This window comes from Kitasatospora sp. NBC_01246 (assembly GCF_036226505.1).
Taxonomy (GTDB): Bacteria; Actinomycetota; Actinomycetes; order Streptomycetales; family Streptomycetaceae; genus Kitasatospora.
Window position 1 is genome coordinate 1,159,903 of sequence record NZ_CP108484.1, and the last position, 13,772, is coordinate 1,173,674.

Genomic DNA, 13,772 nt, shown 5'->3' on the forward strand with positions numbered 1-13,772 from the left:
TACCGGTGTACCGCCCGCACGCGACCGCAGCGCGCGGGCTTCCGTAGCCCGGGAGGCCACTCCGTGCCCTTCACCATGAGCTTGTCCGAGCGCGAGGCCTTCCTGGCGGGCCCGCACGTCGGCGTCCTGGCCGTCGGCGACGACGGCGCCCAACCGGCCGGGCGCCTGCTGGCCGTCCCGATCTGGTACTCCTACCGGCCGGGCGGCGTCCTCACCATCCTGACCGGCCGGGACTCCGCCAAGGCCCGCCGGATCCGCGCCAGCGGGCGGTTCGCGCTCTGTGCCCAGCAGGAGGAGCCGCCCTGCCGCTACGTGAGCGTGGAGGGCCCGGTGGTCGCGATCGAGGACGGGGTCGACCCGGCCGAGCGCGCCGCGATGGCCCACCGCTACATGCCGCCCGCCACCGCCCGCGCCTACCTCGCCGCCACCACCGAGCAGCTGACCGCCGACATCGCCATCCGGATGCGCCCCGAACGCTGGCTCAGCGCCGACTTCGCCGCCGTCGCCGCCCGCTTCGACGCGCGGACCGAGGCCCGGACCGACGGCCGGCCCGAGGCCCGCTCCGACGCCCGGTCCGGCCGGACGGGAGCGGAACAGGGGGCGGAACACCCGGAGCCCGGTCGTGGTTGACCGGGGCGGGGCGGCTACCGTTCCGTGACGAGTGCTGCACCGATATCCGACCATCCGAAGGGGACTTCCGTGAGCCTGTACGACATCCCGCTGCGCACCCTGTCCGGCGAGACCGCCTCGCTGGCCGACTACAAGGGCAAGGCACTGCTGATCGTCAACGTCGCCTCCAAGTGCGGCCTGACGCCCCAGTACGCCGGCCTGGAGCGGCTCCAGGCGCGCTACGCCGAGCGCGGCTTCACCGTGCTGGGCTTCCCGTCGAACCAGTTCGCCGGGCAGGAGCCGGGCAGCGCCGAGGAGATCCAGACCTTCTGCTCCACCACCTACGGCGTCTCCTTCCCGCTGTTCGAGAAGACGGACGTCAACGGCGCCGACCAGCACCCGCTGTACGCGGCGCTGACCCGGACCGCCGACGCCGAGGGCCAGGCCGGTGACGTGTCCTGGAACTTCGAGAAGTTCCTGGTCTCGCCGGACGGCACCGTGGCCGCCCGGATCCGGCCCCGCACCGAGCCGGAGTCGGCCGAGGTGATCACCGCGATCGAGGCCGTCCTGCCGGCCTGATCCGCACCACCGCCGGAGGAGCCCCGGGGCAGCCGCCCCGGGGCTCCTCCGCGCCCGCCCCCGGCATCACCCGCCCCAGCGCCCGAGCTTCTCCGGGTTGCGCACCGCCCAGATCTGCGCGATCCGCTCGCCGGAGAGGCCGAACGCGGCCACCGTCACGGTGACCCCGCCCCGCCGGGCCGCCAGTCCGGGGCGGCCGTTGACCGAGCGCTCCAGCAGCTCCATGCCCGGCGCCAGGTCGCCGATCCCGACGATGTAGCGGGCGATCCGCTCGGCGCCCGTGACCGGGCGCGGCGCGGCGCCGGCCAGCCCGCCGCCGTCGGCGGTCATCGTGGCGTCGGGGTCGAGCAGGCCGACCAGCGCGGCGATGTCCTTGGCCTCCCAGGCCTGCTTGAACTCCCTGATGATGCGGGCTTCTTCTTCCCGCACGCGCGGTGCCACCGGCGGCCGGGCGGCGCGGATCCGGCGGCGGCCCGAGGAGGCCAGCTGTCGGCAGGCCGCCGGCGTCCGCCCGACGATCGCGGCCACGTCGGCGAAGGGGTACTGGAAGACGTCGTGCAGGACGAAGGCGACCCGTTCGGCCGGGGTCATCGATTCGAGCACGACGAGGAACGCCATGTCGACGGACTCGTCCAGGGTGACCAGGTCCGCCGGGTCGCCGCCGGCGCCCGGCCGGCCGTGCAGCCACTGCGTGCCGTCCGGCAGCGGCTCCGGGATCCACTCGCCCACGTAACGCTCGCGCCGTGCCCGCGCCGAGCCGAGCACGTCGAGACAGATCCGACTGGCCACCGTCGTCAGCCACGCCCCGGGGGACTCGACGGCCTCCCGCTGCTGCCGGGACATCGCGTACCAGCGGGCGCAGGCCTCCTGGACGGCGTCCTCGGCCTCGGCCAGCGAGCCGAGCAGCCGGTAGGCGATGTCGATCAGCTGCCGGCGCTCGCCCACGAGCACGCTCAGGCCCGGGTCGGGCCGGTCCGGTCCGGGCTCGGTTCGACTGGTCATGGTCGTGACGACTCCCTCGTTCGGGCCTGACCGCACCATGATCCACAGGTCGTCCCGGTGGGCCCGGGCCGGGGTGGCGCCTGACGTTTCCGGTGGCTGTGTCGTCGGACCGATGAGCGGCCGGTTCACCGGCCCTCGGACACGGTCGAGAAGAAGCAGAGTCGAGCAACAGAAGGAGGGGCCCCCTCATGCCCACCCGTACGACGGCACCGCAGCACAGTCCCAGGCTCTCCGCGCTCCTGCGGGTCGCGATCGCCCTGCAGACCGCGGCCATCTTCTTCCAGGCGGTCACCGCCGGGCTGTTGCTGTCCACGTCCTACGGAGAACCGCTGCACAGCGGCGGGGCCCGCGGGATGTACGCCACGACGATGCTGTACGTCCTCGCCTCGGTCCTGAGGTGGCGGCCGGGCGGCGGTTCGCCCCGGCCCGTCCTCCACTCGACCGGATTCCTCGTCCTCGCGTCGGCGCAGGTGGTCCTGGGCGTCCAGCACGTGGCGAGCCTGCACGTCCCGCTGGGCGTCCTGATGTTCGGGCTGAGCCTGCTTCAGCTGGGCCGGGCGACGGCGGGCCACCTCCGGCCGGCGGCGCCGGTTTCGGGTCCGGCTTCGGCGTCGAGCGCCGGTGCGGCGAATTCGCCGGCTCCGACGGACGCTCCGCGGAAGCCGCGGAGCACGAGCCAGCCGGCGAGGGAGAGCTCCCAGGCGAAGACCGGCACGGCCGCGGCCGTGCCGGGCCCGGAGAGCTGAGCGTAGCGGCCGAACAGCACGGCCACCGCGGAGGCGCAGATCAGCGGCCCGCCCACCAGGCCCAGCACGGTGATCACCCGCGGCACGGCCCCGGTCCGGTGCAGGAGCACGGCCAGCATCAGGGTGTTGACGCCGAGGATCAGATTGGGCCCGAGCAGGAAGGTCCAGTCGTGGACGGCGATGAGCGCCTTGGCCGCCACGGCGAAGGAGGAGGCACCGGCGTCGGAGGCCGCCGGTGCCTCCCGGCGCAGCGTCACCACCGCGAGCACGCTGACCAGCCCGAGGACGATGACGACCGCCTCCAGCAGCCGGACGCACACATAGCCGAGCGCGAGCCCTTCGTGCCGGCGCCGGAGGACCGGAAAGAGCGTCACCCCGGTGCCCGCCACCGCCAGGGCCAGGACCACCTCGCACAGCGCCCCGAGCAGGACCCTGTTGTCGGCACCCGCGCCCAGCACGTAGTCCGTGCCGTCCAGCAGCGGTCGGTACAGCGTCAGCCCGGCCACGGCGGCGACCTCGGTCACCAGGAACAGCACGCCCGCCGCGATGCCCTTGCGTCTGTCTGTGTCCATTGCGGAACTCCCCACCCAGTAGCAGAGGTGTACGGCGTACACCTGTCGATGACGATAGGCGTACGCCGTACACTCGTCAAGATGAAGCAGTCAGCGGACGGAACGCGGCGGGCGCCGCTCAGCCGGGAACGGGTCCTGCGAGCGGCGGTGGCGTTCGCCGACGGCGCCGGGACGGACGCGATCAGCATGCGCAAGCTCGCCCAGGAGCTGGGCGTGGTGCCGATGGCGCTCTACAAGCACGTGGCCAACAAGGACGAACTCCTCGACGGCATGGTGGACCTCGTCGTCGGCGAGATCGGCCCGCCCGGCGAGGGCGGCTGGCAGCCCACGATGCGCGCACGCGTCCTCGCCGCACGCCGGGTCCTACTGCGGCACCCCTGGGCCGCGGGCGTGATCCAGTCCCGCACCAGCCCCACCCCGGCGGTCCTCGGCTACCTCGACTCGATGGCCGGCCTGTTCCGGACCGGCGGTTTCTCGGTCGGCCTCACGCACCACGCGATGCACGCCATGGGCAGCCGGCTGCTGGGCTTCAGCCAGGAACTGTTCGACGACACCGCCGCCACCCCCGACCCGGCGGTGCTGCGGCAACTGGCACGCGCCTACCCCCACATCGCGGAAATCGCCGGCGCCGCCGGACACGACGAGGCGTCGACGGTCGGCGGCTGCGACGACCAGGCCGAGTTCGAGTTCGCGCTGGACCTGCTGCTGGACGGGCTCGAACGGCTACGGGCCGCAGAGCAGGTGGCTCAGGAGCGGTGACGGCTCAGGGACAGTGGTAGGGGAACGAGACGGAGACGCTCCGGGGGCCCGGGGAGAGCAGCTCCAGGGTGGCGGTGGACGGGAGCGAGCCCTGGCCCTCGAAGCTCCAGCGCAGCACCAGCTCGGTGCGGTGCGTGCCGGAGCCGACCTCCTGCGCCAGCTCGCCCGAAGTGGTGCCGTCGCTGCGCAGCCAGCGGTAGCGGAGGGTGCCCGCGGCGCCGTTGGTCTCCACCGCGGCCGTGATCACCGCGGTGCCGCCGCAGCCGGGGCCCGCGGGGTCGGTGCTCGCACCGACCCCGGTGACCGCCAGGGCCGGCATGGTGAAGCGCCAGAACAGGAAGGCCAGGAGGGCCAGCAGCAGCACCGGGACCAGCACGCGCCACACCCGGCGCCGGCGGGGCGGCCGCTCCGCCTCCGGGAGGGCGGCACCGTGCCAGACGGCGGCGGCCTGCGGCGGGACACCGGGGCCGAACCGCCGCAACTCCCCCGGGGCGAGCGGCTGTTCCGCCGGTACTCCGGACACCGGGGCACCGTGCGAAGGGGTGCCGTACGACGGGGTCCCGGTCTCGCCGGGCTCCGGTGCGCCGGGGAGCGTGGCGGTCTCCCCCCGCGTGGGTGTGCCGACCAGCGTGGCGGTCTCCCCCGGCGCCGGTGCGCCACCCCAGACCCGGGGGTCCAGGAAGGTCGCGCTCGCGGCCCCGGTCTCGTCGAGCCGGACGGTGGCCTCGGGGTCGGGCCCGGCCGCGACCGTACGGTCGGCTGCGGTCCCGTCGAGCCGCACCGGCTGCTCCGCGTCGGGCCGCGTCCGGCCGGTGGCCTCGGCATCGGCCTTCGGCCCGAGCGTGACCGTCCGGTCCGCCCCGGGCTCGTCGAGCCGGACGGTGGCCTCGGGGTCGGGCCCGAGGCGGACCGTCCGGTCGGCGCTCCGCGCGCCCGCGGCGAGCGGAACGGTCCGGTCCGCGGCCGCGCCCGGTGCCGGGGCGGAGTCCGGGGTGGAGTCGGGGCGGGGCGTGGACATGGCTGCTCCAGGGGAACGCGACGGGAAGGGCGGTGCGGGGCCGGCGGCAGGGGTTCGGCCGCAGGGGCTCGGCGGTAGCGGTCAGCGGCGGCGGATCAGCGCGGCGGGTCGCACAGGTAGGCGGCCACCTCGGCCGAGGTCTTGCCCGGCTTCGCCGCCGCCGGGGTGGTGGAGACCCGGACGCCCCAGGTCGGGAAGGTGTCCGCCGAACCGAAGTCGTGCGGCCGGGTGACGGTGGCTCGGCCGTCGCGGAGCACTACGGTCTCCGTCGCGACGGTGATCGACCGGCCGCCCGAGCTGTGGTACCAGTTCAGCGTCAGGGTGCCGGTTCCCGCGCCCTGGGCGACCACCGTGACCGTGGCGGTCAGGCTCCACCGGCCGCTGCAGGTCAGCGAGTCCAGGTTCACCGTGGTCACCGCGAGGGTCGCCGGGGCGACGGTGGCCGTCGGGCTCGGGGTGGGCGGCGCCGACGGCGGGGCGGTGGTGGCGGGCGGGGCCGACGGCGGCGCGGCCGTGGGAGTCGCGCCGCCGGGCGGTAGCGACGGCGCACCGGGGGTGGGCGCGCCCGTCGCGGGCGGGGTCGCCTTGCCGGTCGGCGGCCTGCCGGTCGGCGTGGCCGCGGGCGAGGTGCTCGGAACGCCCGAGGTCGCCGACGGCGAGGGCGACGCGGCCGGTGTGGCCGCCGGATCGGACGGACCGGCGTCCGGGGTGCCGGTGGCACCGCCCGCGTCGGACGACGGACCGGCCGCCGGGCCGGTCGCGCCGAGCGTGGTGGTGGCCTCCGGGGAGGCGCCGCCGACCACCGTACGGGCACCGCCGTCGGCCGCCCCGGCGATCGCCATACCGGCCAGCGTGGCCAGGGTCAGCGCGCCGGCCGCGACCCCGACGAGCGCCTTGCCGCGGCTGCCGAGCCGGGCCCCGCGCCGGGCCGGGGAGAGCCGGGCCGGGGTCTGCCGCACCAGGGTGGCCGAGCCGCTGCCGCCGGGCAGGGCGGTGTGGGCCAGCGAGGTGCCGCCCGCCGCGCCGCCGGTGCCGGGCAGCAGCAGCCCGAGCAGCGCCACCAGCGCCGTGAGGTCCAGCCGTCCCTTCTCCTCCCACTGCGGCCCGTACCCGGCCGCCGCGACGGCCTCCAGCTCCTCGACCAGCTCGGCCGCGCTCCCCGGGCGGGCCCGCGGGTCCTTGGCCAGGCCCGCCAGGATCAGCGGCCGGACCGGGTCGGGCGCCAGCTCGGCCGGGATCGGGGCCTCGGTGTGCTGGACGGCGAGTTCGGCGAACGTCACCCCGTCGTACGGGCGGCTGCCGGTGAGGCACTCGAAGAAGGTCACGGTGGCGGCGTAGACGTCACCGGCCGGGGAGGCGGGCCGCCCCGCCCACTGCTCGGGCGGCATGTAGGCGGGGGTGCCGGAGACGTCGCGGTCGTCGCCGCTCGGCACGGCGATGCCGAAGTCGACCAGCTTGGAGGTACCTGCGACGTCGACCAGGACGTTGCCCGGCTTGTAGTCGCGGTGCACCACACCGGCCTCGTGGGCGGCCGCCAGGCCCAGCAGCGAACCCTTCAGCACGACCAGGGCCGCCTGCGGGGTGGTGGCGCCCTCCGCGCGGAGCAGGTCGCGCAGCGCGATCCCGTCCACCAGCTCCATCACGATGGCGGCGCCCCGCTCGCCCTCCACGTACTCGTAGAGGCGGGTGACGTGCGGGGAGTCGACGGCCGCGAGGACCAGCGCCTCCTCCCGCAGGGCGGGGGTGCCGAGGGAGTCGTGCAGGTACTTGATCGCGACGGGGGTTCCGGTCACCCGGTGGTGGGCGAGCACGACCCGGCCGCTCGCGCCGGCGCCGAGCTCCCGGTCGTGCAGGTAGTCGGGGAGCTCCCAGGGGCGCGCGTCCTCGATCCCCGGCACCTGGTCCCGCGGACCCTCCGGGGCCCGGCCCCGGGAACCCGCCGGAGACCCGCCCCGCGGATCCCCCGGGGTCGGCTCCTGCGCACCCGCCGCCCCACCGGTGGGAGCGTCGCCGCTCCCGGTCGGTCTGCCGCCCTGTTGCTTCCCGCTGTCCATCGTGCGCTCTCTCCCCGTGACTGCCCGGCCGCTCCTGCGGCGTCGCACCCTACGACACCGCGGCTACCGCCTGGGACGCGGCCCGAGAACAGCGGGTTCCGGCGCCCCGGAGCCGCCGGGTCACGATTCGGGTGCTTCGCACACCGTGCCAACCACCGAGCCCGTCCGGCCCGGTCACGGCTCCAGCAGCAGCCGGGTGCCCGGCGGCAGCTCGCCCGCCCGGGCCGCGTCGCGCAGGTGCCGCAGCAGGGTCTCGCGCAGCGCGGCCGCCGCCCGGGTCAGCGGCACCTCGTGCCCGTGCGCGACGGCGATCGTCCGCCCCAGGCCCGGCCCGGCGAACGGGGTGACCGCCAGGCCCGAACGGGCCGCCACCATGCCCGGCACCACGGCCGGCCCGAGCCCGGCCCGGACGAAGCCCAGCACCGCGTCCATCTCCCCGCCCTCCACCGCGAACTCCGGCTCGAAGCCGGCCTCCCGGCAGGCCGCCAGGGTCGCCTCCCGCACGTCGTAGCCCTCCCGGAACATCACCAGCGGCCGGCCGCGCAGCTCGGCCACCCGCACCCGCCGGCGCCGGGCGGCGGTGGCGGCCCGGGCCACCAGCACCAGCTCCTCGTGCAGCAGCTCGGTGACGGCGAGGGCCGGCGCCGCCTCCCCGCTCGGCGGGGTGATGATCAGCGCGACGTCCAGCTCCCCCGCCGCCAGCGTCCGGACCAGGTCGCGCGAACCGCCCTCGCGGACCACCAGCGCCACTCCCGGGTAGCGGTCCCGGAAGACCCGCAGGACGTCCGGGACCAGGCTGGTGCACAGGCTCGGCGGCGCCCCCAGCCGGACCCGGCCGCGGCGCAGCTGCACCGTCTCCTGGACGGCCAGCCGGGCGCTCTCGGTGTCCGCGAGGATGCGCCGGGCCAGCGGCAGCAGGGCGTCCCCGGCGTCGGTGAGGGCGATGTTGCCGCGGGTGCGGTGGAACAGTTCGGCGCCCAACTCCCGCTCCAGGGCGCGGATCTGCTGGGAGAGGGACGGCTGTGCCACATGCGCCGCCTCGGCCGCCCGGGTGAAGTGGCGGGTCTCGGCGACGGCGAGGAAGTAGCGGAGTTGCTGCAGCTGCACCCGGCCAGGATAGGCCGCTCCCCAGCGCGGACCATAGCCTGCGGCTATCACGGTGAGCCGCGGCATGTCTTGGACGTACCGTCGGACCCGTCCCTACCGTGGTCGCCATGACAACCGCGACTCGGACGGCCCGGCATCCGTCCACCCTGGTGACCCTGTGGCGGTCGACCGTCGGCAAGAAGGCGGTCATGGCCGTCAGCGGACTGGTCATGCTGCTGTACCTGGTCGCGCACATGCTGGGCAACCTGAAGGTCTTCTTCGGCCCGGACGACCTGAACGGCTACGCGCACTGGCTGCGCACCCTCGGCCAACCCGTCCTGCACTACGAGTGGTTCCTGTGGATCGCCCGGTTCGGCCTGCTGGCGGCCGTCGGGCTGCACGGCGTGGCCGCGTACCAGCTGAGCCGGCGCGACCTCAGGGCGCGCCCCAGCAAGTACGTGCACCAGCGACGGCGGGCCGGTTACGCGACCCGGACGATGCGCTGGGGCGGGGTGATCCTGGCCCTGTTCATCGTCTGGCACATCCTGGACCTGACCACGCTCACCGTGAACCCGGCCGCCGAGCACGGGCACCCGTACCGGAACATCGTGGCCTCCTTCTCGAACTGGTACAGCTGCGTGATCTACATCGTCGCGATGCTGGCCGTCGGCATGCACATCCGGCACGGCTTCTGGAGCGCCGCGCAGACCCTCGGCGCCAACAACGCCCGCCGTGACCGCGCGTTGAAGCTGACCGCCAACGGCCTGGCGCTGGTGCTGACCGTCGGCTTCCTGTCCGTCCCCGTGGCCGTGATGACCGGAGTGGTGAGTTGATCCCCTACAGCGAGTACAGCGTCGGCGATCCGGTCGCCGACACCCGGGCCCCCGGCGGGCCGATCGAACAGCGCTGGGACCAGCGGCGGTTCGAGGCCAAGCTGGTCAACCCGGCGAACCGGCGCAAGCACACCGTGATCGTGGTCGGCACCGGCCTGGCCGGCGGCGCGGCCGGCGCCACACTGGCCGAACAGGGCTACCACGTCGTCCAGTTCTGCTTCCAGGACTCCCCGCGCCGGGCCCACTCGATCGCCGCCCAGGGCGGCATCAACGCCGCCAAGAACTACCGCAACGACGGCGACTCCGTGCGCCGGCTGTTCTACGACACCGTCAAGGGCGGCGACTTCCGCGCCCGCGAGTCCAACGTCCACCGGCTGGCCCAGGTCTCGGTGGAGATCATCGACCAGTGCGTGGCCCAGGGCGTCCCGTTCGCCCGCGAGTACGGCGGCCTGCTGGACACCCGCTCCTTCGGCGGCGTGCAGGTCTCCCGCACCTTCTACGCCCGCGGCCAGACCGGCCAGCAGCTGCTGCTCGGCGCGTACCAGGCGCTGTCGCGCCAGATCGCGGCCGGCAACGTGGAGATGCACGCCCGCACCGAGATGCTCGACCTGCTGGTGATCGACGGGCGGGCCCGCGGCATCGTCGCCCGCGACCTGGTGACCGGTGAGATCAGCACCCACACCGCCGACGCCGTGGTGCTCGCCACCGGCGGCTACGGCAACGTCTTCTACCTCTCCACCAACGCCAAGAACTCCAACGCGACGGCGATCTGGCGCGCCCACCGGCGCGGTGCCTGGTTCGCCAACCCGTGCTTCACCCAGATCCACCCGACCTGCATCCCGCGCTCCGGCGAGCACCAGTCCAAGCTCACCCTGATGAGCGAGTCGCTGCGCAACGACGGCCGGATCTGGGTGCCGAAGGCCAGGGGCGACACCCGGGCGCCGGGCGAGATCCCCGAGGACGAGCGGGACTACTACCTGGAGCGGATCTACCCCTCCTTCGGCAACCTGGTGCCGCGCGACATCGCCTCCCGGGCCGCCAAGAACGTCTGTGACGAGGGGCGCGGCGTCGGCCCCGGCGGCCAGGGCGTCTACCTGGACTTCGCGGACGCCATCCGACGGCTGGGCCGCGACGCGGTGGCCGCCAAGTACGGCAACCTGTTCGAGATGTACGAGCGGATCACCGCCGAGGACCCGTACCGGGTGCCGATGCGGATCTACCCGGCGATCCACTACACGATGGGCGGACTCTGGGTCGACTACGACCTGCAGACCACCGTCCCGGGCCTGTTCGCGGTCGGCGAGGCCAACTTCTCCGACCACGGCGCCAACCGGCTCGGTGCCAGCGCCCTGATGCAGGGCCTCGCCGACGGCTACTTCGTCCTCCCGCCGACCCTCAACGACTACCTGGCCCGCAACCCGCTGCCCGCCGTCCCGGCCGACCACGCCGAGATCGCCTCGGTGGAGGCCGAGGTGACCGACCGGCTGAACCTGATCCTGGCGGTCGGCGGCGACCGGACGCCGGACTCCTTCCACCGCGAACTCGGCGAACTCCTCTGGGACGAGTGCGGGATGGCCCGCGACGAGGCCGGACTGCGCCGTGCCCTGACCCGGATCCCGCAGCTGCGCGAGGAGTTCTGGCGCCGGATCCGGGTGCCCGGCACCGGGCAGGAGCTCAACCAGTCGCTGGAGAAGGCCAACCGGCTGGTCGACTACTTCGAACTGGCCGAGCTCATGTGCCTGGACGCGCTGCACCGCGCCGAGTCCTGCGGCGGCCACTTCCGGACCGAGAGCCAGACCGAGGACGGCGAGGCGGCCCGCCGCGACGACGCCTTCTCCTACGCCGCCGCCTGGGAGTTCACCGACACCGGCAGCGCCCCCGTCCTGCACCGCGAGCACCTCGACTTCGAGCACGTCCACCCCACCCAGCGGAGCTACGCGTGAACCTCACCCTTCGGATCTGGCGCCAGGCGGGCCCGGACACCCCCGGCTCGATGACCACCTACCAGGTCACCGGGATCAGCCCGGACATGTCCTTCCTGGAGATGCTCGACACCCTCAACGAGGAACTGATCACCCGCGGCGACACGCCGGTGGCCTTCGACCACGACTGCCGCGAGGGCATCTGCGGCGCCTGCGGCATGGTCATCAACGGCCAGGCCCACGGCCCCGAGCGGACCACCACCTGCCAGCTGCACATGCGGCACTTCGCCGACGGCGACACGATCGACGTCGAGCCCTGGCGGGCCGCCGCCTTCCCGGTCGTCAAGGACCTGGTGGTGGACCGCTCCGCGTTCGACCGGATCATCGGCTCCGGCGGCTACATCACCGCCCCCACCGGCAGCGCGCCCGACGCCCACGCCACCCCGGTGCCCAAGGAGGCCGCCGACACCGCCTTCGAGCACGCGGAGTGCATCGGCTGCGGCGCCTGCGTCGCCGCCTGCCCCAACGGCTCGGCGATGCTCTTCACCTCCGCCAAGGTCGTCCACCTCAACGTGCTGCCCCAGGGCGCGCCCGAACGCCGCTCCCGGGTGCGCGACATGGTCGCCACGATGGACGCCGAGGGCTTCGGCGGCTGCACCAACACCGGCGAGTGCGCCACCGCCTGCCCCAAGGGCATCCCGCTGCCCAGCATCGCCGCGATGAACCGCGAGTTCCTGCGCAGCGCGGCGGGCTGAGCACCCCGCCGGCCGTCCCGCCGCCGCTCCCCGCCGGGTGCCGCCGGGACGGCCGGGGCGCGCGGGGCGGGCGCACGCGCCCCGTGCGGGTGGTGGTTCGTCAGGACCGCTGCTGTACTCCGGGAATTCGCGCTACGGTGGTCCCCGCGCCAAGGAGGGTCATATGCCCGAGGTTCAGTCCTGCGCCGGGTGCGGCGGGTCCGGGGGCACCGAGAAGACCGAGGCCACGGTGGAACTGGACGAGGAAGGGAGCATGGTGCCGAAGCTCAACACCTTCTGGTCGCCGTGCAGTCGATGCCACGGATCCGGGACGGTGATCGTCGGATGAGGCTGGTCTTCGAGTGCGTCGAATGCGGCGGCCACTACCTGCCGCCGGAGACCATGGCGTACCCCGACGGGCCCGCCTCGGCGCTCTGGTGCGCGCACTGCCAGGCCGCGAAGCGGGCGGCGGGCCTGCGTGAGGACCCGCTGCTGGCGCGGATGGCGCTGGCCGGCGCCCGGGCCGCACTGGCCCACCGCGCCACCGAGGACACCGGGGCGACGCGCGCCGACATCCGGCCGTCCAGGCCGCCGCTGTCGCGCCGGGCCCGGTCCGGGCCGGGCGGGGTGCGCGGCAAGCTGGCCTGAGCCGGGCCCTCCTCGGTCACGATCGGAACAGGCCGCGGGTCAGCACAGGCGGCGGTCGGAACTGGCCGCGGTCGGATCAGAACAGCGCCTCCTGGGTGTCCGGCTCCTCGGGGCGCGTCCGGGGGCTCACCACCAGGCCCGACACCGGGCGGCCCGCCGCCGGGGCGAGCGTCCACCCGGTGAGTCTGCGGGTGTCGAGCAGCAGCGGTTCGGCGCCGCCCGGCTGGTCCAGCAGCAGATGGCGCCCGATCGGCGGGCGGAGCGTACCGGCCACCACCGCGCCGGGGGCGAGCGCGTCGATGTGCCCGTAGGACACCGGCGCGCCGTCGGCCAGCCCGAAGATCCCGACCTGGTCCACGACCGGGTGGTCGGGCAGCAGCTCCACCGCGTGCCCGTCCAGCAGCCGGTGGGCCGCGGCGCGGGCTCCGGTCAGCAGCGCGCGGCGGTACTCCGCGTCGCCGTGCCGCCACCAGTGCGCCGTCTTCACCCGGCCCGTGAAGCGTTCCCGGGCCATCCCCGAGGCGGCGACGGTCAGCTCGGCCCGGCGGACGGCGGGCAGCGCGCCGCGGGCGGCGAACGTCCAGGCGAGCGCGCCCTGTTCGAGCAGCCGGGCGGTGCCGCGCGACTCCCCGGTCAGCCCCACCTTCAGCAGCCCCTCGCCGAACCAGGCGAGGTAGAGGCGGTAGGTGCGCCCGTCGTCGAGGATCTGGTCCCGGGCGAGCGCCAGCCCGCGGTCGACGCTCTGGCAGGCGGCGCACTGCACGGCGCCGCCGTCCGGGTCGATGACGGCGTGGTGCGGGCACGGCGTGCGCTCGGTGGCCCCCACCAGCAGGGCCCCGGTGCAGCGGCGCGGCCCGCCGATCAGCCAGCCGATCTCCGCCCCGGGCACCACCACCCGCTCGTGCACCCGGTGCCCGTGGACCGCACGGAGCACCGGCTGCCCGTCGCGCCAGTGCAGGCCGGTGGAGACCCACCCGCCGCCCGCCTGCTGCGGCACCTTCACGCTCACCCTCCCGTCACCGGCTCACCCGTCCGTCCATTCGTCCGAACCAGCGAGGCTACCCGCTCCCTCCGACAGTCCGCCCGTGCGCGCCGACGACGGCCCCCTCGGGGCGACCCGCCCCGGCGCCCGGGGCGGTGATCACCCGTACGCGTGGCATCCGGCCGGGCCCCGCCGTCGTTGCTCCGGGCATGAGCCATACGAACCCGC

The 13,772-nt window shown here is 74.8% G+C and carries 14 protein-coding genes and 1 pseudogene; 9 read left to right on the forward strand and 6 right to left on the reverse strand.

The annotated features are described in order from the left end of the window. Positions 1 to 63 precede the first annotated feature (63 nt). Both OG618_RS05220 and OG618_RS05225 read left to right on the forward strand, forming a co-directional pair. The gene (locus OG618_RS05220) at positions 64 to 630 is read left to right on the forward strand and encodes a pyridoxamine 5'-phosphate oxidase family protein (RefSeq protein WP_329485993.1); all 567 of its coding nucleotides are present in this window, start codon (positions 64 to 66) and stop codon (positions 628 to 630) included. Between the two features lie 69 nt (positions 631 to 699). Beyond that, positions 700 to 1,188: a glutathione peroxidase gene (locus OG618_RS05225; protein ID WP_329485994.1), complete on the forward strand. Its 489-nt coding sequence runs from the start codon at positions 700 to 702 to the stop codon at positions 1,186 to 1,188. 66 nt (positions 1,189 to 1,254) lie between these two features. On the opposite strand, the gene sigJ is transcribed toward OG618_RS05225, so the two are convergent. Beyond that, positions 1,255 to 2,190 carry an RNA polymerase sigma factor SigJ gene (gene sigJ / locus OG618_RS05230; protein ID WP_329485995.1) on the reverse strand — a complete coding sequence of 312 codons (936 nt, stop codon included), beginning with the start codon at positions 2,188 to 2,190 and terminating at the stop codon, positions 1,255 to 1,257. Positions 2,191 to 2,378: 188 nt separating this feature from the next. On the opposite strand from sigJ, the pseudogene OG618_RS05235 reads away from it, so the two are divergent. Next, positions 2,379 to 2,747, forward strand: a pseudogene (locus OG618_RS05235) (hypothetical protein); the annotation flags it as partial. Here OG618_RS05235 and OG618_RS05240 read toward each other — a convergent pair. Continuing rightward, positions 2,735 to 3,508: a DUF4386 domain-containing protein gene (locus OG618_RS05240; RefSeq protein ID WP_329485996.1), complete on the reverse strand. Its 774-nt coding sequence runs from the start codon at positions 3,506 to 3,508 to the stop codon at positions 2,735 to 2,737. The pseudogene OG618_RS05235 and the gene OG618_RS05240 sit on opposite strands and share 13 nt — an antisense overlap. A gap of 81 nt (positions 3,509 to 3,589) precedes the next feature. On the opposite strand from OG618_RS05240, the gene OG618_RS05245 reads away from it, so the two are divergent. After that, positions 3,590 to 4,267, forward strand: coding sequence for a TetR/AcrR family transcriptional regulator C-terminal domain-containing protein (locus OG618_RS05245; protein WP_329485997.1), 678 nt, complete (start codon positions 3,590 to 3,592; stop codon positions 4,265 to 4,267). A gap of 4 nt (positions 4,268 to 4,271) precedes the next feature. Here the strand turns inward: OG618_RS05245 and OG618_RS05250 are convergent, their stop codons facing one another. From OG618_RS05250 to OG618_RS05260, 3 genes are all read right to left on the reverse strand, one after another. Further along, positions 4,272 to 5,285, reverse strand: coding sequence for a hypothetical protein (locus OG618_RS05250; RefSeq protein WP_329485998.1), 1,014 nt, complete (start codon positions 5,283 to 5,285; stop codon positions 4,272 to 4,274). 95 nt (positions 5,286 to 5,380) lie between these two features. Next, positions 5,381 to 7,183, reverse strand: coding sequence for a protein kinase domain-containing protein (locus OG618_RS05255; protein WP_329486000.1), 1,803 nt, complete (start codon positions 7,181 to 7,183; stop codon positions 5,381 to 5,383). Between the two features lie 330 nt (positions 7,184 to 7,513). Continuing rightward, positions 7,514 to 8,446, reverse strand: coding sequence for a LysR family transcriptional regulator (locus OG618_RS05260; RefSeq protein ID WP_329486001.1), 933 nt, complete (start codon positions 8,444 to 8,446; stop codon positions 7,514 to 7,516). Between the two features lie 107 nt (positions 8,447 to 8,553). On the opposite strand from OG618_RS05260, the gene OG618_RS05265 reads away from it, so the two are divergent. The 5 genes from OG618_RS05265 (at position 8,554) to OG618_RS05285 (ending at position 12,562) form a co-directional block, all read left to right on the forward strand. Next, positions 8,554 to 9,258: a succinate dehydrogenase cytochrome b subunit gene (locus OG618_RS05265; protein WP_329486002.1), complete on the forward strand. Its 705-nt coding sequence runs from the start codon at positions 8,554 to 8,556 to the stop codon at positions 9,256 to 9,258. Then, complete coding sequence (locus OG618_RS05270; protein WP_442906931.1) at positions 9,258 to 11,201, forward strand: fumarate reductase/succinate dehydrogenase flavoprotein subunit; 1,944 nt, start codon at positions 9,258 to 9,260, stop codon at positions 11,199 to 11,201. Before OG618_RS05265 ends, OG618_RS05270 begins: the two co-directional genes overlap by 1 nt. After that, on the forward strand, positions 11,198 to 11,935 hold the full coding sequence (locus OG618_RS05275) for a succinate dehydrogenase/fumarate reductase iron-sulfur subunit (RefSeq protein WP_329486004.1): 738 nt from the start codon (positions 11,198 to 11,200) through the stop codon (positions 11,933 to 11,935). Before OG618_RS05270 ends, OG618_RS05275 begins: the two co-directional genes overlap by 4 nt. A gap of 163 nt (positions 11,936 to 12,098) precedes the next feature. After that, entirely contained in the window at positions 12,099 to 12,263 is a 165-nt protein-coding gene (locus OG618_RS05280) for a hypothetical protein (protein WP_329486005.1), read from the forward strand. After that, complete coding sequence (locus tag OG618_RS05285; protein WP_329486006.1) at positions 12,260 to 12,562, forward strand: hypothetical protein; 303 nt, start codon at positions 12,260 to 12,262, stop codon at positions 12,560 to 12,562. The genes OG618_RS05280 and OG618_RS05285 overlap by 4 nt, the downstream gene beginning before the upstream one ends. 76 nt (positions 12,563 to 12,638) lie before the next feature. Here OG618_RS05285 and OG618_RS05290 read toward each other — a convergent pair whose 3' ends face one another. Then, positions 12,639 to 13,565, reverse strand: coding sequence for a DUF2797 domain-containing protein (locus OG618_RS05290; RefSeq protein ID WP_329486007.1), 927 nt, complete (start codon positions 13,563 to 13,565; stop codon positions 12,639 to 12,641). Positions 13,566 to 13,772 lie beyond the last annotated feature (207 nt).